The organism is bacterium (genome assembly GCA_029210545.1).
In the GTDB taxonomy this organism is placed as follows: domain Bacteria; phylum BMS3Abin14; class BMS3Abin14; order BMS3Abin14; family BMS3Abin14; genus JARGFV01.
Map to the genome: position 1 here is coordinate 1 of JARGFV010000051.1, position 17,402 is coordinate 17,402.

Here is a 17,402-nt window from a genome sequence, read left to right on the forward strand (position 1 = left end):
CTCAAAAAAATATGTTCCGACAAACTCCAGCTAGGAGTCTGTGCCCTCCCTGTTAAAAAACAGGGAGGTTCTCCGACGAACTCCTAGCGTTCAATAGTAAAGGGAAGCAGAGCGATATTTCGTGCTTTCTTGATGGCGGCGGTAAGCTTTCTCTGGTGTTTCGCGCAGTTGCCGGAGATCCTGCTGGGCAGGATCTTTCCTCTTTCCGTAACATACCGCTTCAGCCCCCGGACGTTCTTGTAGTCGATGTCCACAACCTTATCGACACAGAAGTGGCAGACTTTGCGGCGGCGTCCAAACTTTTTTTTCATCTTTTCCGTCCTGTCGTTATATGGATCTCACCCGGTCCAGCCAGTTCGGGGGTCCGGGGATCGATGCTGTTAAAAAGGGATATCGGAGTCGTCGAATTCGGGTGTTTCGCTGTCGGAAACGGATCGGGAACTGTCCTGGTCACGTCCTCCAAGAAACTGGAAGTTCTCCCCAACGACCTCCACCTTGCTGCGTTTCTGCCCCTCGTCAGTCTCCCAGCGCCGCTGCTGAAGCCGGCCCTCCACGAGGAGGGGACGGCCTTTCTTCATGTACTCGGCGATTGTCTCAGCCCTTTTTCCGAAGAAAACGATATCGAAAAAGCCCGTTTCCTCCCGGTTCTCGTTATCGACCTTGTACCGCCTGTTGACGGCGAGACTGAAGCTGGCGACAGCGCTGCCGTTGGGTGTGTAGCGCAGTTCGGGATCCCGGGTGAGGTTTCCAATAAGGATAACTCTGTTGTAGTTAGCCATATCAACCTTCCACCATGGTAAGGGTGGGATCTTCCACGAGCTGAGGCCTTGCCTTGGCGGTTTCCTCAACATCGTCCACTTTTACCGTCATGTACCGGATGTTCTGGTCCTGGATCCTGAGGTTCCTCTCGAGCTCGGCGACAGTCCCGGGCAGACCGGTATACAGGAGGTAGATGAATTGACCCCGGGTATGGCCCTGGACCGTGTAGGCCAGTTTCCGGTTTCCCCAGTGGTCTGCCTTGGTCATCTCACCGCCGTTCTCGGTGATGATGGCCGAATAGCTCTCGATGGTTCCCTGCACATCCTCCTCGGTGAGGTCGGGGTGCAGGATGCAGATAGTTTCGTAGCCTTTCAATAGGTGTCTCCTTTCGGGCTACAGCCCCCGTACGACGGAAGGTTCCGATGACGGGAGCAAGGAGTTAAAGGTCGGCCCGCAGAGGGGCTCGGTCATAAATGTGGAACAGATTAACTAGCACATTTAATAAGGGTGCGCAAGGAGGGGAGGGGACGATCTCGAAGTTTACGGTTCACAGTTTCAAGCCAGAGCGTATGCGACGTTTAATCTTTGATAGAGTCGCAAAAAGTCCAATCCGGGACTTTTCGTGACCCACTAATATCCTGGGGAAAGGGAAAAGCGTCGTTTTCCCTTTCCTTACGGGGACTTCTGATAATCGCAAAAGATCCTGGTGGGACTTTTGCTCAACGGGAACCGAAAAGCGTGGTTTTCGGTTCCCTCACGGGGGCTGCTGTAATATCGCCAAAGTCCGGGTAAGACTTTGGCTCAACGGGAACCGAAAAGCGTGGTTTTCGGTTCCCTCACGGATCGAACACACAGCCATTGGCACTCGATCCGGGCGCCTCTCCCAGGCGCGGCTGCTTTTGCCGGTCATCGATCCGGGCGCCCTTCCCAGGCGCGGCTATTCATTGATTTGGGCGCCCCGCGCGGGGCGCGTTGATGACTTTTTTCGAAGTCAACATTCTTGCTTTGAACAGATATTTCCACATTCAAACTATTGCGAAAAAAAAGGGCTGACCTTTCGGTCAGCCCCTGGGTTCTAACTGTTAACCGTAAACAGTTAACATCTTCGAAATGACGAAGTCAGCTCGAAGTTATTTAATCAGCGGCGTAAGGCTCGCGAACAGCGGAGCCAGCACCAGGGAAACCACCGACATGAGCTTGATGAGGATGTTCATGGCGGGTCCGGAGGTGTCTTTGAAGGGGTCACCCACGGTGTCGCCGACGACGCCGGCGTGGTGGGCGTCAGAGCCTTTGCCGCCGTGGTGTCCTTCCTCGATGTACTTCTTGGCGTTGTCCCAGGCGCCGCCCGCGTTGGACATGAACAGGGCCAGGAAAACGCCGCACAGGGTTGCGCCGGCCAGGGTGCCGCCGAGGGCTTCCTTACCCAGGACGAAGCCGACGATGACCGGTGTGAGGACGGCCAGAAGGCCGGGTGCGATCATCTCCTGAAGGGCGGCGGTGGTGGAGATATCGATGCACCTGGCCGAGTCGGGCTTGCCGGTCCCTTCCATGATGCCGGGGATCTCGCGGAACTGGCGGCGGATCTCCTCGACCATCTTGAAGGCTGCTTTACCCACGGAAGTCATGGTCATGGCAGCGACCAGGAACGGCACGATGCCGCCGATGAACATGCCGACAACGACCTTGGGGGTGGACAGGTCGATGACCGACAGGCCGACCGCCTTGGTGTAGGCGGCGAACATGGCGAGAGCCGTCAGGGCCGCCGATCCGATGGCAAACCCCTTGCCGATGGCGGCGGTGGTATTGCCCAGGGCGTCCAGGCCGTCGGTGATCTTCCGTGTCTCGGGCCCGAGGCCGGCCATCTCGGAGATGCCGCCGGCGTTATCGGCGATGGGGCCGTAGGCGTCCACCGACATGGTGATCCCCACGGTGGCCAGCATTCCCACGGCGGCCACGGCGATGCCGTAAAGGCTCATGGGAGCCGCCGCGTAGGCCGAGATGATGATCGCGGTACTGATAATGAGGATGGGGATGGCGGTGGACTGGTATCCCACGGCCAGGCCGGTGATGATGTTGGTAGCCGCGCCGGTCTCACTGGACTTGGCGATATCACGGATCGGCTGGCCGGCCGTGTAGTACTCGGTGACCAGACCGATGAGGATGCCGGCCAGGGTCCCGGACAGGATGGCCCAGAAGATGCCCACCTGGATACCGGTACCCTTGACCAGAGCAAAGGCGGCGCCCAGCAGCAGGGCGGCGGCGATGAAGGTCGAATACCTCAGAGCGGCCGCGGGGGACATTTTCTCGAGGATCTTGATGGAAAAGATACCGATGGCCGAGCAGACGATGCCGGCCATGGCCAGCAGCAGGGGCAGGGCCATGTAGGCGCTGCGCATTTCGGGGAGGATGGCTGCGGAGGTGGCTGCGAGGGCGATGGTGGCGATCATGGAGCCCACGTAGGACTCGAAGATGTCGGCTCCCATGCCGGCCACGTCACCCACGTTGTCGCCCACGTTGTCGGCGATAACACCGGGGTTCCGGGGGTCGTCTTCGGGGATGCCGGCCTCCACCTTGCCGACGAGGTCGGCGCCTACGTCAGCGGTTTTTGTGAAGATGCCGCCGCCCACACGGGCGAACAGGGCGATTGAGGAAGCACCCATGGCGAAGCCGTTGATGTATTGTGCTGTCCCGGGTTTACCGAACAGGATGAACAGGATACCGACACCGATGAGCCCGAGGCTGGCCACCGATATGCCCATGACGGCGCCGCCGGCAAAAGCGACCGACAGGGCCTTGGCCTGGCCGCTCTGCGTGGCGGCCTGGGATGTCCTGACGTTGGCCCGGGTGGCGGCCTTCATCCCGAAATAGCCCGCCAGGATGGAGCACAGCGCACCGCCCAGAAAGGCCGAGGCGGTCTGCGGACCGAGCTTCCAGTACAGCAGGGCGAAGACGATGGCGATAAAACCGGCCAAGATGGTGTACTGGCGCTTGAGATAGACCATGGCGCCGTCGTGGATCATCTCGGACAGTTCGGCCATGAGCTCGGTTCCGACGGGCTGCTTCTTTATGTAGAGGAAAATCCCCAGTGCAAAGAGCAGGCCCGCCACACCAAAAAGTGGGGCAAGGTTTGTCCAGATCATGTTCCCTCCTTAAGTTCGGTGATCCTCACTGTTGCAGGATCGGTGATCCCCTCAAAAACCACTTTCTCTGCCAGCCCGACGGCTCTTTCGACCGCCTTTTCAACCACCGGCAGCTCTGCTTCCGTAAAAGGCGTGAGAACATACTCGCTCTCAGCCTTGTCCCTTTCTTCGGGCCGTCCGATTCCCAGACGGATCCTCGGGAACTGATCGGCGCCGAGGCACTCGACCATAGACTCCATGCCCCGGTGGCCCGCCGTCGAACCCCGCGGACGGTACCTGACGGTACCGAGGGGCAGGTCAAGATCGTCCACGAGGACCAGGATCTTTTCGGCCGGGACGCCCTCCCGCCTTGCAAGGGGAGCGATGACCTCCCCGCTGCGGTTCATGTAGGCGAGAGGCCTGGCGAGGAGGATGGTCTCTCCACGGCGCCTGCCCTTCCCGGTTTCCAGGTTGCGTTCCGCCTGGACAATGGGGATCTTCCAGCGTCCGGACAGGGCGTCCAACACCAGGAACCCCAGGTTGTGCCGGGTTTTTTCATATTCGGGACCGGGGTTGCCCAATCCCGCGATAAGCCACATCCAGATCCCGGAAAAGAGGTTTACTCTTCTCCGGCTTCCTCCCCGGGTTCGGTCTTCGAGGCGGCTTCGGCTGCGCCCTCCTCCGGGACCTCGCCCTCTTCGAGCTCTTCGGCTTCCGGCTCTTCCGTGACACCGACCACGGTGAGGATGGTGAAGTTCGTGTCGTAGGGGATCCTGACCCCCTCCGGTATATCGATGGAAGCGACGTGGACAACATCCCCGATCTCGAGATCACTGATGTCAACGGTGAGGGTGTGGGGGATACTGCCGGGAAGGCAGAATACCTCAAGCTGCCTTCTCTTCATCTCCAGGATCCCGCCCATCTTGACGCCTCTCGGAGTGCCGACGGTCTCGATGGGCACCATGACGGAAAGCTCCTGGTCCATGGCCACCTCGAACAGGTCCATGTGCAGGACTTCTTCCCGGTAAGGGTGTCTCTGGATCTCCTTGATCAGGATGTTGCGCTTGAAGCTCTCTTTCCCCTCGTCCATGACTTCCAGTTCCAGGATTTTGGTCCTGGCGCCGGGCCCGGCGAGAAGCTTGTTGATCTCGTGCGCGTCGAGGGTCAGGGACAACCCTTCCTTGCCCTGTCCGTAAAGGACGGCAGGGATACGGCCGGACTGGCGCAGCTTGCGGGCTGTCCCCTTGCCGGCATCCTCCCTCGCCTCCGCTACGATCTTTATTGTCGTCATGCTGGTGTTTCCTCCTTTTCAACAGACCCGAAATCCATTAAAAACCCTGCATGCCTGCGGAATGCGGGTCTAGCATTTGAATTTCGCTCGATCCTTCATGATGTTCAGTTAGTATCATATCTTCTAAAAAAAACCATACAGGAGCCTGCACCGGATTCTCAGACAGGCTCCTATATGAAGAGGGAACTGACCGATTCGTTATTGTGGATCCTCCTGATCGCCTCAGCGAGGAGTTCGCCCACGCTGAGCTGAATGATCTTGTCACATTGCCTGGCCTCTTCGCTCAGGGGGATGGAATCGGTGACAATGACCTTTTCGGCCGGGGAGTCGATGATGCGTTGAATGGCTGGTCCCGAAAAAACCGGGTGGGCAGCGCAGGCGAGAATGGGCCCGGCCCCGGCGGCTTTGAGGGACTCCATGCCCTGGACCAGGGTTCCGCCGGTATCTATCATGTCGTCGACGACGATGGCAGCCTTGCCCTTGACGTCGCCGATGATGTTCATGACCTCGCTGACGTTGGGGTTGGTTCGCCGTTTGTCGATGATGGCCAGCCCCGCTCCGAGCCGCTTGGCGAAGGCCCTGGCCCTCTCAACGCCCCCGGCGTCAGGTGAGACCACGACCATATCCCCAAGTTCAAGCTCCAGCATGTAGGACAAGAGGACCGGCGCGGCGTAGAGGTGGTCCACCGGGATGTCGAAAAAGCCCTGGATCTGTCCGGCATGAAGGTCCATGGTCAGTACCCTCGAGGCCCCGGCTACTGTGATCAGGTTAGCGACCAGCTTGGCCGTGATGGGGGCCCTGGGGGCGACTTTCCGGTCCTGGCGGGCATATCCGAAGTAGGGGATGATGGCGGTGATCCTCCACGCCGACGCTCTCTTGAGGGCATCGATGAGGATGAGAAGCTCCATGAGGTTCGTGTTCCCGGGCCGGCACGTCGATTGGATCACGAAGATGTCGGCGCCGCGTATGTTCTCGGAGATCTCCACCATGATCTCGCCATCGGAAAACTCCCTTACGAGGGCGTTCCCGAGGGGCTCGTCCAGGTGATCGCATATTCTTCTGGCCAGTTCAGGGTTGGCGTTTCCGGTAAACAGCTTGATGCGGCTGGTCATTGCTAACCTGTGCTTTTTATAGTGGTGCGGGTTCCGTCATGCTGGCTGGGGCGGTAGGATTCGAACCTACAAATGCGGGTTCCAAAGACCCGTGACTTACCGTTTGTCGACGCCCCAGTGCGCCTCTTTTTTCTAAACTTCGCAGGATGGACCTGTCAAAAGTCCATCATTACTCTTCGTAGCCGAACGCCTTCTCCGGATCATCGGTTTGTTCGATGGTCGGATTTTCTTCGGCGCCTTTCATGGGTTCCCCGGTCTGGGAAGCTTCTTCAGTAGTGCTTTCGGGGGCAGTGCTTTCGGGGGCAGTGCTTTCGAACTCGGTGTCATTCTCTGGCTCTGCCTCGACCCCGGCTTCCGGGGCGCTGTCTATGGGCTGTTCACTGTCGTCAGCTACTGCATCAGCCGCATCTGGATCATCTGCATCTGTGTCGGCCGTGTCCGTTACGGGTGCCTCGACCATGGGGGTCGTTTTTTCGGCCTGGTAGTCCTCGGCATCGTAAGATGTGCCTCCGGCCACGTTCTCTTTCTCGTATACCTCGAGTACGGCGTCCTCGATCATCTTGCGGGTCTCGCTGTTGAGGGGATGGGCTACGTCGCGGAAAGTCCCGTCCTTCCTCTTCTTGCTGGGCATGGCAATGAAGTATCCCTTGTTGCCGCTGATGACCTTCAAGTCCCGTACGATGAAACAGTTGTTGAAGGTTATTGTCGCATAGGCTTTAAGTTTGTCCTCGTCCACCGGGAAGACCTTGACGTCAGTGATCTTCATCCTGAGCACCTTCCTTTCCCCGTTGATCGTGTTGAAGCCCGGTCGCTCACGAGAAGAGGGGCATCGTAATGAACACGGCGCGCCCTCCTCCGGCGAGGAGGCTCGAGGCGGCTTTTTGGGCCACGAACCTGTCCTCAAAAAGGCCGAAAACAGCCGAACCGCTCCCTGACATCTGCGATGCACCCGCTCCCAGAAGAAGGAGGTCCTCGATGCATCTGCCGATCTCGGGATGCTTATTACTGACGGCAGCTTCCAGGTCGTTGACGATAAACCCCTGCCATCGGTCCGGAGGCAGTTCTCCCCTCTCGGCCCTTTGAAGTGCGGAAATCCTATATTTCCCATGGTCTTTTGTCAAACGGAAATTGGAATAGGCCCATCGGGTCGAGACGGAAAAACCCGGAAAAACGATGAGGAAAACGGCCCTGATCCGGGCAGGAGCAGGTGTTACGACCTCGCCCCTGCCCGAGATGACGGAAGGCGAAGGGTGAAGAAAGAGGGGGACATCAGATCCGATCCGGGCGGCGACCTCTTCCATCTCCATAAGGGACAGCGACAGGTTCCACAGGGTATTGAGTCCCATGATGACGGCCGCCGCGTCACTGCTGCCGCCGCCCAGGCCCGCACCGTGGGGGATCCGCTTTTCCAGATCGATGGAGATCCCCTTCCCGGCTGTTCGCGTTGCCTCCATGATCAGCTGCGCCGCCTGGTAAACGAGGTTCCCTGGACCCGAAGGAACGGTTGGGTCAGAGCATGTGACGTGAATGCCGGGGTCCGACACCTCGCGGATGGTAATCCTGTCGTAAAGGGAGACCTTCTGGACCAGGCTCTCGATGTCGTGATACCCGTCGGGACGTTTCCCGAGGACTTTCAAGGTGAGGTTGACCTTCGCCGGAGCGAGGAGGCGGATCACGGCATCTCCTCCAGATCGATCACCGTGACGTGGCCGGGGATCCTCAGCTCCAGGTCAGCTTCAGAACCTTTGAAAAGGGCCGCCTGCCTCCACTGACCCTTGAGGGACGCATCGGGGAACGTAAGACTGAAATCCCTGGGCAGATATGGGGGGTTTTCCCCGGTATGGACGATAAGGCGCATATCTTTCTCGTGTGCGGTGACCTCTGTAAGAACGGAGTCCGATCCCTTTGCGAAAAGGTAGTGAAACTGAAGCTGCGTGTCGCCCCACCCCGCCCGCAGGCTTTTCACCCCTGAATCCATGAGACTGGCGCTGGCTTTTGAAACCTCCCCGCCGTCCGGGAAAACTCCCATAAACAGCGCCGGGATCATGATCGGGTCTACAGGCAGCGGAAATGGAAGGTGGGGATTGACCGATCTGCCCTCAGCCAGGCTCCGGAACGCTTTTCCCTCTTCGGGATAATAGGCCAGGACCTCTCGCCCATCGCAGGTCATGACCAGGTACGTGCTGCCCCAGGGCCCTGGGATCTCGAGCCGGAACCGGCCGCCTGGATAGGCCACGATATACGATTTTCCGCGGAAACGCCTTTCGCCCCCTTTAAAATCCATCTCCAGGGTGCCCGATAGCCCCGTCTCAAGGATTGACCGGCGTTCCTGGACGGCTTCAAGGAGCGGAGTGTGGTCAATCGTCGCGATCGGGCGGAGCTGTCGGGGCGCGCACGCGGAACCTGACAGGATGTTCAGCAGCAGCAGGATCGCAAGGCAAGAACCTGTCCTCATGGCGAGGTCTCGGCGGCTCCCTTGCTCTTGAGCTTCTCGCCCAGACGTCCGTTTCCCGGGTCGGCCGCCAGGGCCAGGGACCAGAACTCGACGGCGAGTTCATCCTTGCCGAGTTTGTCGTAGGTGTCGCCAATGTGCTCGAGGACGGTAACGTCGCCCCCCATCTTCTCACCAGCCTTGATGAGCAGTTCCAGGGCTTCCTCGTAACGCCCCATCCTGTAATAGACCCAGCCGAGGCTGTCGATGATGTAGGGGGCGTCGGGTTTGATCTCGAGGGCGCGCTTGACCAGGTTGAGAGCTTCCTTGAGCCGCATGTTCCTGTCAGCCCAGGAATACCCGAGGTAGTTCATGGCATCGAAATGGTCCGGCTTGACCTTGATAAGGTGTTCGAGGGTCTTCACCGCCCTGTCGAACTGACCGCTCCGGTCGTAGGTGATCGCCAGCTGGTAGAGAAGGGACGGTTCGTCCGGTATCCGGGTGAGGCCCTCCTTCAGTATCCCGACAGCCTCGTCATGGCGATCGAGACGCATGAGAGTCTGGGCGAGGTATGTCCTGAGGTTTGTCCGGTCGGGCTCCAGGGCCAGGGCGGTTTCGAGATCGGAGACCGCTCCTGGAAGGGCGTCCATAGCATCGTGGATGACGGCAAGGTTCAGGAACGGTTCGTAACGGCTGGGAGCGAGGGTCGCTGCATCCTCGAAGGTGGCGACTGCTTCCCCGTACATTTTCAGCTCCCTCTGAAGGGTACCGATCTGCATAACAATCTCGAAGCTGTCCGGTGCCATCCGCCGGACCTGGTTGAAAAGCTCAAGGGCTCTTTCGTTGTTGCCTTCCTGATACTCCACCATGCCCATGAGCAGCGTGGCGCCGTGGTTTTCCTTCTGTGCGCCCAGGACGAGTTCCAGTTCGATACGGGCGTCGCTGTAGCGCTCAGTCCTGATGAGAAGCCTGGCGAGGTATTCCCTGACCACTATGGCTTCCGGATCCAGTTCCAGGTAGCTCCGGTAGAGTTTCTCGGCTTCCCCGGGTCCCTTGTCCTGTTCCAGCTGGTTGCCCATCTCTTCGACAGCCTTGAGGAATGACGGGTTGAGCTCAATGGCCCTGGCAAGGTGAGGTATCGCGCTTTCGATATTCCCGCTCCCCGCCCGGATACGGGCGATGTGGAAGTTGGCCACAGCTTCGTGTTCCTCCTGGGACGCCAGCTTTTGCAGGAGTTCAACTGCTCCATCGATATCACCGGATCTTTCCAGGGCGTCGGCCAGGATAAAGGATGTGCCGGTTTTGTCGGGGGCCAGTTCCACGGTTCGTTCGAGATGGGCGATGGCTTCAGAGGCTCGGCCCGTCTCCACGAGGATCTGCCCCAGGACGGCGTGAGCCTCGGGCTGGTCAGGGTCCAGGTCAAGGACCCTGCGCGCGGACCTTTCCGCCTCGGCGCTGTTGCCGGTTTCCAGGTAAAGCTTCATGAGTTCCCTGTGGATGGCCGGGGCCGTGGAGTCCAGGCGGGCGGACATCTGCAGGTAGACTAGAGCCTCGACCCGTTCTCCCTCCCCGGAAAGCATGACGCCGCGGATAAAGGTAGCGTAAGCTTCAGCCTGGGGGTCATGGAAGGTGATGGGAGATTTCCCGTCCACCGGCGGGTGCCCCTCGGGGAGCGAGTGGGGAGCCTCGCCGGGGGGGGTGGCGCAGCTTACCGCTGTCAATAGTGTCACGATTGCCAGTGCTGTTGAGCGGGACGTTGACAGGAGCATCGTTATTTTCCTCCGGCAGCTGTTTGGCGTGTCTTGAGAGCCTTGGTGGAGTAAGCGTTTACTGTCATGGGGTCGGATGCTGATCTGTGCCTGTCCCGGTAACCGAGGGCGGCGATCATGGCCGCGTTGTCGGTGCACAGGTAGTGGGGAGGGTAGTGGGTATTGACCCCCCGTTCAGCGCCCATGAGGGCGGCCTGCTCCCTCAGAAGGGTATTCCGGGCCACCCCGCCCACGATGATGAGATGGGGTGTGCCGCATGCCGTTGCCGCGGCGAAACACCGTTCGAGGAGGGTTTCGACAACTGCGCGCTGGTAAGAGGCGGCAAGATCCGGCACCGACAAGGGCAGCCGACGGCCCTGGGTTGTCTGATCCAAATACCCCTCCCTTTTGAGGTAGGTGAACAGGGCTGTTTTCAGCCCGCTGAAACTGAAGTCCAGGGTCCGGCTTCCGGACATGGGACGCGGAAGATCCAGAGCGTCCGGATCACCACCCAGGGCGGCCTTTTCCAGGGCGGGTCCGCCGGGGAAACCCAGCCCGAGCATCTTGGCAGCCTTGTCCAGGGCTTCGCCTGCCGCGTCATCCAGGGTGGTTCCCAGGATGGCCGGGGGGTCATCGTTCCCCAGGTGGTACAAGGCGGTGTGTCCGCCGGATGAGATCAGGGCTACGGCAGGCAAAGGGGTACCGCCTGCGATCTCCATGGTCAGGAGGTGCCCTTCTATGTGGTCCACCGGGACCAGGGGCAGCCCCGTGGCGTAACTTAAACCCTTGGCGTAGGACAGGCCCACCAGGAGTGACCCGAGAAGTCCCGGTCCTGCCGTGACCGAAATAAGATCGAGGTCCGCAAGTGAGCAGTCAGCATCCTTGAGAGCACGGGCGACCACCGGTGTGATCACCTCGAGATGCCTGCGCGATGCCATCTCCGGAACGATGCCGCCGAAGGGGGCGTGGAGGTCGTCCTGGCTCTGGACCACGGAGGACAGGACTGTGGTCCCGCCGCGGATCACCGCCGCCGCGGTGTCATCGCATGATGTTTCAATTCCCAGGGTCAGCATAACAGGTGATCAGGCTTTCCAGGGAGATCCACAGGATCTCCCTTTCACGCGCGGTGCGGGCCATCCGCTCAAGGGCAGCGGCTGTCTGGGTGCTGGCGTGGCCGATGCCGATGGCCCAGCCCCGCCGGTCCGCAAGATCCAGAAGCTCCCTGACCCTGCGGTCGATAGCGGCAGGATCAGGATCGTTGTCCAGGAATACATCCCGTTCCGCTGTTTTCAGGCCCTTTTCCCTGGCCATGGTAAACCCTATGGTGTCGGCTGTCGTTCTGCTGTCGATGAAAAAAAAGCCCCTTTCCCGGACGAACCCAAGGACCGCCTCCATGATCACGGGGTCGGTGGTGGCCCTGGAACCCATGTGGTTGTTGATTCCGACCACGCCGGGTATGGATCCCACGTTTCTCTCGAGGATCTGCCTGATCTGCTCCGGATCCTGATCGATGAGGATAGCGCCCGGGCCCGGATCGGTGTCAGGGTAGCCCGCCGGTTCCATGGGCTGGTGAAGGAGCAGGGTCTTTCCGCTGGCCACGACTTCCTCGGCGATAGCCTTCGAAAAGGGTCGATCGGGCAGGAGAGAAAGGGCGACGGGGTAGCTCATCTCAAGGAAAGGCCTTGCTGCCTGGGGGTTGTGTCCCAGGTCGTCGATAATGACCGCTACCACTTTTACGTCCCTGGGCATATCCATGGGGATATCTGGGGGCGGCATGGGTACCGACACCTTTTTGGGAACGAGCGCCGGCTTCCTGCCCGGCGGGCCGAGATAAACAGCCAGCCCCGCCGCGGCGATCACCGCCAGCGCAACTCCGGCAACGAACCATGCCAGGGACCGGTTCCCCTTTTTCCGGCTCTTCCTTTTCCTGTTTTTTTGCCGTTCGGATCCGGAGGCGGCGGTCAGAACCCTACTCCGTTTCCTCGACCTTGGCCGTGCCCGTTAATCCCAATCCCTTGAACAGATCGTACCCCTTCAGGAGATCCACGGCCCTCATGAGCTGGGCGTCCTCCGCCGGGTTTTCGGGGATGAAGTCGACCACAGGGGCGTCCTCTTCCGCGGGTTCCTCAATACTGTCGGACTGGTCTTTTTCTGACTGGTCTTTTCCGGACTGGTCGTTTTCCAGGTGTCCGCTCAGGTCCTTTTCCCTCATATGGCCCATGGCCTTGCCGCTGCTGTTGCGGACGGTGATATCCGGTACGATACCGGTGGCCTGAATGGATCGGCCGCTGGGCGTGTAGTACCTGGCCGTGGTGACCCGCATGCCCCCCCCGTCGCCGAGGCGGTAGATGGTCTGAACGGATCCTTTGCCGAAGGTGGTTGTGCCGATGAGGATCGCTTTCTTGTAATCCTGCAAGGCTCCAGCCACGATCTCGGAGGCGCTTGCCGAACCGCCGTTGACGAGGACAACGATGGGATAGTCAGGCTCCGTCCCGTTGGATTTCGCGCCGTAGGAGAAGTCCTGGTTCTTCAGGCGTCCCTTGGTCGTCACGATGGCGCCCGAGTCGACGAACACGTCGGCGACCTCGATGGCCGAGATGAGCAGGCCGCCGGGGTTGTTCCGCAGGTCGAGGATGAGTCCCTTGAAGGCATCACCTTTTTCCTGCCGGATCTTGGCCAGGGCTTCGGTGAACTCAGTCGAAGTCTTTTTCTGGAACTGGGTCACCCTGATGTATCCGATAGCGGGATCGATCTCCTTCGTCTTGACGCTGTAAAGGGGGATGACATCCCTGGTCATGGTGACCTTGATCGGTTCCGGTTCGCCCTCGCGGACGATGGAGATGGTCACATCGGTTCCCTTGGGTCCGCGCATCAGCTTGACCGCTTCCATGAGGGTCATGTCCTTGGTGGTCTGGCCCTCGATGATGACGATCTTGTCCCCGGCCAGGATGCCGGCCCGGAAGGCGGGTGTGTCGTCGATGGGCGCGATGACGGTGAGGACGCCATCGCGCACGCCGATGGTAATGCCAATGCCCTGGAACTCTCCCTGCGTGTCGATCTGCATCTCCTTGTACATATCGGGAGACATGAAAGAACTGTGCGGGTCGAGGGAGGTCAGCATCCCCTTGATGGCGCCCCGCACCAGCTCCTGGGAGTCTGGTTCTTCGACGTAGTTTTTCTGAACGATGGAAAGAGCCTCGGAGAACAGACGGATCTGGTCGTAGGTGCTGTCATTAAAAGCCTGGGCGTCTCCCACAGGGCTCCGGTTGTCGGTAGTGAGCCCGACCAGAAGCAATAGCGCGACCATGGCGCCGATCTTCAGGTACCTGACGGGTTTCATTGGATACTCCTCCTTTGCATGATGGATACTTATGTGTCCACCCTTTGGTCAGGACTGATCGGCAGGCCCCCTGAATGCAAGGCCGATCGAGTCGTAATTAATGAAGACAGGATCGCAAAAAGTCCATGCGGTACTTTTCGCTCCACGGAAAGGGAAAAGCGTCGTTTTCCCTTTCCTTACAAATCAATGACTTACGGAGTGAGTCATTGATTTGGGCGCCCCGCGCGGGGCGCGTTGATGACTTTTTGCGAAGTCATCAACCGTATAAGTGTAATCATCCTTTGAACCACGGGGAAGGGTCGATCGGTTTCCCGTGGTACCTGATCTCGAAATACAGGGCGGCCCCTTCCAGGGAGCCGCTGTCGCCCACAAACCCGATGACAGTTTCGGCCTGCACCTCCTGGCCAACGTTGATCTTCAGTTCCGACAGATGGCCGTAGAGGGTATAATATCCACCACCGTGGTCCAGGATTATGATCCTTCCGTAACCCCGGAACCAGTCGGCAAAAATAGCCCGCCCGTTGTACACCGCCCTGACCGGGGTTCCTTCCGCGGATTGTATCGTCACCCCGTTGGAAAGGGTGAAGGTGCTGAACCTCTCGTTCCTGTTCCGCCCGAAGGATGTCGTGACCTTGCCGGACACGGGCCTTTTCAGGGAACCCTTCAGCGTGGAAAAGGCCGATTCCCCTGTGACAGCCTGGAGTTTAAGGGCATCCAGGAGACTGGCAAGATGGGAGGCTGAGGTTTCCAACTCCTTGAGGAACCTGGTGTTCTTCTCCTTTTCATCCCTGACGACGGCCAGAACCAGGCTTTTTTGTTCCTTCTTCCTGGTCAGGACTGTGAGGGTCTCCTCCAGGTCCCGCCGGGTGGAGACCTGGGTGGCTCTCGCGGACTTCAGCGTTTCTACCTGCCTGTTTTCCCTGTGGTAAAGCTCTCTGGACAGGGTGAACATCTCGGAATCGTGTTCGGCCAGCATCTTCAGGTAATAGGATCTGCGCTCCAGATCCTCGATCCCCGTAGCGGCGAGAATGACCTTTAGATAACTTACGTTCCCTCCTTTGTAAAGTGCGGTCGACCTCAGGGCAAGCCAGCCGGCCGTCCGTTCCCTCTGCCGTTTGATCGCGCGGAGTTCCTCCTCCGATCGGGTGATCCTGATCTTGAGGTCCTTCTCCTGCGCCCGAAGATCCCTCACCCGGTCCCTGATCACGGCAGTTTCCCTGTCCATGGTGTCGAGGGTGTCGAGAACCGATCTTTCCCGGGCTGCTGTCAGGCGGATATTGCCTTCCGTGGTCCCGATGCGGTCCAGGATATCCTCCAGGCGTTCCGTGGTGTTCTCGATGGTCTCGGCGGGGTCCTCGGCAAGTGCCGGAAGGACGGCGATGAGGGAGAAAATGGCAAGGATGAGGATCATTCCTCTCATCGGGAGTGTCTCCCCACCGAGGCCAGGCTTCCGAGTCCCCCGAGAAGCATCCCTCCCATGAGGATGGCGGCAATGGCCGCGGGTGGCAGAAACCGGAACGATTCGATGTGCAGGATCTTCAGGAGGGGCTGGTCGGCTCGGGTCACCATAAAGGCGTGGACGGCACCGAGGAACCCGAGGGAGACGGCGGCTCCCGCCAACCCCTGAATAATTCCTTCCACCAGGAAGGGGAGGCGGATGAACCCCTCGGTGGCACCCACCATCCTCATGATCTCCAGTTCGTCCTTCCTGGCCATGACGGTGATCTTGATGGTGTTGGAGATGATAAATACGGCGGCGAGGGAAAGGGCCAATCCAAGGACCACGCTGCCCAGCTTCAGAAGGCGCAGTACACGGTCCAGGTGCCCCAGCCACTCCTTGCCGTACTGGATATCCTGGACGAGGGGATCATCGCCGATGGCGGGCAGCACAGCTTTCACCCCCTCCATGTTGCGTCTCTCCTGGGGGAGAGTAATGCGCAGGCTGGCCGGAAGGGGGTTGTTCTCCAGGCCCGAGGCGAGGACCTTGTCGTCGCCCAGCATGTCGGTGAACTCTTCAAGTGCCTGCTCCTTGGAGATGTAGGCTACGGAGTGGACCTCGGGCAGGGATGAGATCCGGTCCTGGAAGGCCAGGACGTCCTGGTCGGGAAACCCGTCCCTCAGATAAACTGTGATCCGAACCTCCTGTTTCCAGGTTTCCAGAACACCCTGGAGGTTGTGGGTCAGGAGCAGGTATCCGCCTACCAGGAAGAGGCAGATGGAGATGATCCCCACCGTGATGGAGCTGATCAGCCAGCTCTGCCTCAGGTTGCCTAACGCACGGCCGATGGAGGAGATCAGGCGGCTCAAGGTTTTCCCCCCCTTACAAGCCGTCCTCCTTCAAGGTGGATCACCCTTCTGCCCATGGTCCTGACGATCTCGAGGTTGTGGGTGGCTACGACCACGGTTGTCCCCCGTGCGTTGATGTCGGTGAAAACATCCATAATCCTGCTGGATGCTTCTGAATCAAGCCCGCCGGTAGGTTCATCCGCAAGGAGAATGATCGGCTCGTTGACGAGTGCCCTGGCTATGGCCACCCTCTGCTGCTCTCCCCCCGAAAGGGTGAGGGGGTTTGCTCTCATCTTGTGATGGATGCCGAGTCTTTTGAGCATGAGCCACACCCGTCTGCTGATGTCCCTCCTCGTCATCCCCAGGACCTCAAGGGAAAGGGCGACGTTCTCGAACACGTTGCGGTTGGGCAGGAGTTTGAAGTCCTGGAAAACGATGCCGATCTCCCGCCTCAGGATGTGGATCTTCGAAGCGGGCAGGCGCGCGATGTTGCGTCCGTGGACAAGGACCTGCCCGTTCGTCGGCCTTTCCTCGGCAAAAAGCATCTTGAGAAGGGTACTCTTCCCTGCGCCGCTGGGGCCGGTGATGAAGACAAAGTCTCCCTTGGGGATGTGCAGGTTCAGGTCCTGGAGGGCAGGAACGTCCTTCTGGTACCACTTGCTGACGTGGAAAAGCTGGATCATGAATTTTGTTTGTTATGCTTACTCGTAGTGGGCAGCAGGGGAAAGTTCATCAGTCGTTATCAATCTCCGACGCCAGGTACTCCAGGATCACCTGGTCCAGATTCTTTTCGGCAGATGAATCCGGTATCGCCTGGTTCGCCGGTTTCGAGGGTATTTCGAGGGGAGGTTTCGCGGGCGCTGCCGGTTCCGGGTTCGCCGGTGCGGCGGCGGGCCTGGCTTCGGTCACGGGCTGGGCGGCACGTGGGGATGGCGTGGGCTCAACGGGGTGATGTTTGACCCCGTCAGTCGACAGGGTTCCCGTGAGGATGGCCTTGATCATCGTCCTGTGCTGGCGCTCCAGAAGGTCCCGCAGCTTGGGAAGGAAATCCACGGTGCCCAGCAGTTGGGCATAGCTGGTCTTCTTGGAGACCAGGATACGGCCACCCTGGTAAACGAGGCTCACGAGGACGGGGTTTTCGGTGCCGCCATCCTCGGTCTGGACGTGGTAGACGACCCCCTCGTGTTTGATGTCGGTGTTATATCCTGTCAGCATCCTGTTGTCTTCCGTTTAACTGTAATAGGGTCGCAAAAAGTCCAATCCGGGACTTTTCGCTCCACGGAAAGGGAAAAGCGTCGTTTTCCCTTTCCTCACAA

The 17,402-nt window shown here is 59.5% G+C and carries 17 protein-coding genes, 1 tRNA gene and 1 pseudogene; all 19 read right to left on the reverse strand.

The genetic code is table 11. The features are described from left to right. Positions 1–83 precede the first annotated feature (83 nt). Positions 84–311: a 30S ribosomal protein S18 gene (rpsR, locus tag P1S46_07050; GenBank protein MDF1536244.1), complete on the reverse strand. Its 228-nt coding sequence runs from the start codon at positions 309–311 to the stop codon at positions 84–86. A gap of 69 nt (positions 312–380) precedes the next feature. Next, a complete protein-coding gene (gene ssb / locus P1S46_07055; GenBank protein MDF1536245.1) occupies positions 381–779 on the reverse strand; it encodes a single-stranded DNA-binding protein in 399 nt (132 codons plus the stop codon). Between the two features lies 1 nt (position 780). Continuing rightward, on the reverse strand, positions 781–1,134 hold the full coding sequence (gene rpsF / locus P1S46_07060; GenBank protein ID MDF1536246.1) for a 30S ribosomal protein S6: 354 nt from the start codon (positions 1,132–1,134) through the stop codon (positions 781–783). Between the two features lie 755 nt (positions 1,135–1,889). Next, on the reverse strand, positions 1,890–3,899 hold the full coding sequence (locus tag P1S46_07065; protein MDF1536247.1) for a sodium-translocating pyrophosphatase: 2,010 nt from the start codon (positions 3,897–3,899) through the stop codon (positions 1,890–1,892). Further along, on the reverse strand, positions 3,896–4,477 hold the full coding sequence (gene pth, locus P1S46_07070; protein ID MDF1536248.1) for an aminoacyl-tRNA hydrolase: 582 nt from the start codon (positions 4,475–4,477) through the stop codon (positions 3,896–3,898). The genes P1S46_07065 and pth overlap by 4 nt, the downstream gene beginning before the upstream one ends. 20 nt (positions 4,478–4,497) lie before the next feature. After that, a complete protein-coding gene (locus P1S46_07075; GenBank protein ID MDF1536249.1) occupies positions 4,498–5,169 on the reverse strand; it encodes a 50S ribosomal protein L25 in 672 nt (223 codons plus the stop codon). A 170-nt stretch (positions 5,170–5,339) separates the two neighbouring features. Beyond that, complete coding sequence (locus P1S46_07080) at positions 5,340–6,281, reverse strand: ribose-phosphate pyrophosphokinase (GenBank protein ID MDF1536250.1); 942 nt, start codon at positions 6,279–6,281, stop codon at positions 5,340–5,342. A gap of 42 nt (positions 6,282–6,323) precedes the next feature. Then, positions 6,324–6,398 (reverse strand) — tRNA-Gln (locus tag P1S46_07085). Between the two features lie 403 nt (positions 6,399–6,801). Next, a pseudogene (spoVG, locus tag P1S46_07090) lies at positions 6,802–7,047 on the reverse strand (septation regulator SpoVG). Positions 7,048–7,093: 46 nt separating this feature from the next. After that, positions 7,094–7,957 (reverse strand): 4-(cytidine 5'-diphospho)-2-C-methyl-D-erythritol kinase, encoded by an 864-nt coding sequence (gene ispE, locus P1S46_07095; protein MDF1536251.1) that lies wholly within the window; start codon positions 7,955–7,957, stop codon positions 7,094–7,096. After that, positions 7,954–8,736 carry a hypothetical protein gene (locus P1S46_07100; protein ID MDF1536252.1) on the reverse strand — a complete coding sequence of 261 codons (783 nt, stop codon included), beginning with the start codon at positions 8,734–8,736 and terminating at the stop codon, positions 7,954–7,956. The genes ispE and P1S46_07100 overlap by 4 nt, the downstream gene beginning before the upstream one ends. Beyond that, positions 8,733–10,481, reverse strand: coding sequence for a tetratricopeptide repeat protein (locus tag P1S46_07105; protein ID MDF1536253.1), 1,749 nt, complete (start codon positions 10,479–10,481; stop codon positions 8,733–8,735). The genes P1S46_07100 and P1S46_07105 overlap by 4 nt, the downstream gene beginning before the upstream one ends. A 2-nt stretch (positions 10,482–10,483) precedes the next feature. Beyond that, positions 10,484–11,533 (reverse strand): tRNA (adenosine(37)-N6)-threonylcarbamoyltransferase complex transferase subunit TsaD, encoded by a 1,050-nt coding sequence (gene tsaD / locus P1S46_07110; GenBank protein ID MDF1536254.1) that lies wholly within the window; start codon positions 11,531–11,533, stop codon positions 10,484–10,486. After that, on the reverse strand, positions 11,514–12,320 hold the full coding sequence (locus tag P1S46_07115; protein ID MDF1536255.1) for a divergent polysaccharide deacetylase family protein: 807 nt from the start codon (positions 12,318–12,320) through the stop codon (positions 11,514–11,516). The genes tsaD and P1S46_07115 overlap by 20 nt, the downstream gene beginning before the upstream one ends. A gap of 109 nt (positions 12,321–12,429) precedes the next feature. Then, positions 12,430–13,800, reverse strand: coding sequence for a S41 family peptidase (locus P1S46_07120; GenBank protein MDF1536256.1), 1,371 nt, complete (start codon positions 13,798–13,800; stop codon positions 12,430–12,432). A 274-nt stretch (positions 13,801–14,074) separates the two neighbouring features. Then, a complete protein-coding gene (locus P1S46_07125) occupies positions 14,075–15,220 on the reverse strand; it encodes a peptidoglycan DD-metalloendopeptidase family protein (GenBank protein ID MDF1536257.1) in 1,146 nt (381 codons plus the stop codon). After that, positions 15,217–16,107, reverse strand: coding sequence for a permease-like cell division protein FtsX (gene ftsX, locus P1S46_07130; protein ID MDF1536258.1), 891 nt, complete (start codon positions 16,105–16,107; stop codon positions 15,217–15,219). The genes P1S46_07125 and ftsX overlap by 4 nt, the downstream gene beginning before the upstream one ends. Then, the gene (ftsE, locus tag P1S46_07135; GenBank protein ID MDF1536259.1) at positions 16,104–16,769 is read right to left on the reverse strand and encodes a cell division ATP-binding protein FtsE; all 666 of its coding nucleotides are present in this window, start codon (positions 16,767–16,769) and stop codon (positions 16,104–16,106) included. Before ftsE ends, ftsX begins: the two co-directional genes overlap by 4 nt. 49 nt (positions 16,770–16,818) lie before the next feature. Further along, the gene (locus tag P1S46_07140; GenBank protein ID MDF1536260.1) at positions 16,819–17,301 is read right to left on the reverse strand and encodes a hypothetical protein; all 483 of its coding nucleotides are present in this window, start codon (positions 17,299–17,301) and stop codon (positions 16,819–16,821) included. Between the last annotated feature and the right edge of the window lie 101 nt (positions 17,302–17,402).

Coding starts and splice junctions, on each gene's coding strand:
- ssb (MDF1536245.1), bottom strand. CDS start 779: ATGGCTAACTACAACAGAGTTATCCTTATTGGAAACCTCACCCGGGAT.
- P1S46_07120 (MDF1536256.1), bottom strand. CDS start 13,800: ATGAAACCCGTCAGGTACCTGAAGATCGGCGCCATGGTCGCGCTATTG.
- ftsE (MDF1536259.1), bottom strand. CDS start 16,769: ATGATCCAGCTTTTCCACGTCAGCAAGTGGTACCAGAAGGACGTTCCT.
- P1S46_07105 (MDF1536253.1), bottom strand. CDS start 10,481: ATGCTCCTGTCAACGTCCCGCTCAACAGCACTGGCAATCGTGACACTA.
- pth (MDF1536248.1), bottom strand. CDS start 4,477: ATGTGGCTTATCGCGGGATTGGGCAACCCCGGTCCCGAATATGAAAAA.
- P1S46_07075 (MDF1536249.1), bottom strand. CDS start 5,169: ATGACGACAATAAAGATCGTAGCGGAGGCGAGGGAGGATGCCGGCAAG.
- P1S46_07140 (MDF1536260.1), bottom strand. CDS start 17,301: ATGCTGACAGGATATAACACCGACATCAAACACGAGGGGGTCGTCTAC.
- rpsR (MDF1536244.1), bottom strand. CDS start 311: ATGAAAAAAAAGTTTGGACGCCGCCGCAAAGTCTGCCACTTCTGTGTC.
- P1S46_07080 (MDF1536250.1), bottom strand. CDS start 6,281: ATGACCAGCCGCATCAAGCTGTTTACCGGAAACGCCAACCCTGAACTG.
- tsaD (MDF1536254.1), bottom strand. CDS start 11,533: ATGCTGACCCTGGGAATTGAAACATCATGCGATGACACCGCGGCGGCG.
- P1S46_07100 (MDF1536252.1), bottom strand. CDS start 8,736: ATGAGGACAGGTTCTTGCCTTGCGATCCTGCTGCTGCTGAACATCCTG.
- P1S46_07125 (MDF1536257.1), bottom strand. CDS start 15,220: ATGAGAGGAATGATCCTCATCCTTGCCATTTTCTCCCTCATCGCCGTC.
- P1S46_07065 (MDF1536247.1), bottom strand. CDS start 3,899: ATGATCTGGACAAACCTTGCCCCACTTTTTGGTGTGGCGGGCCTGCTC.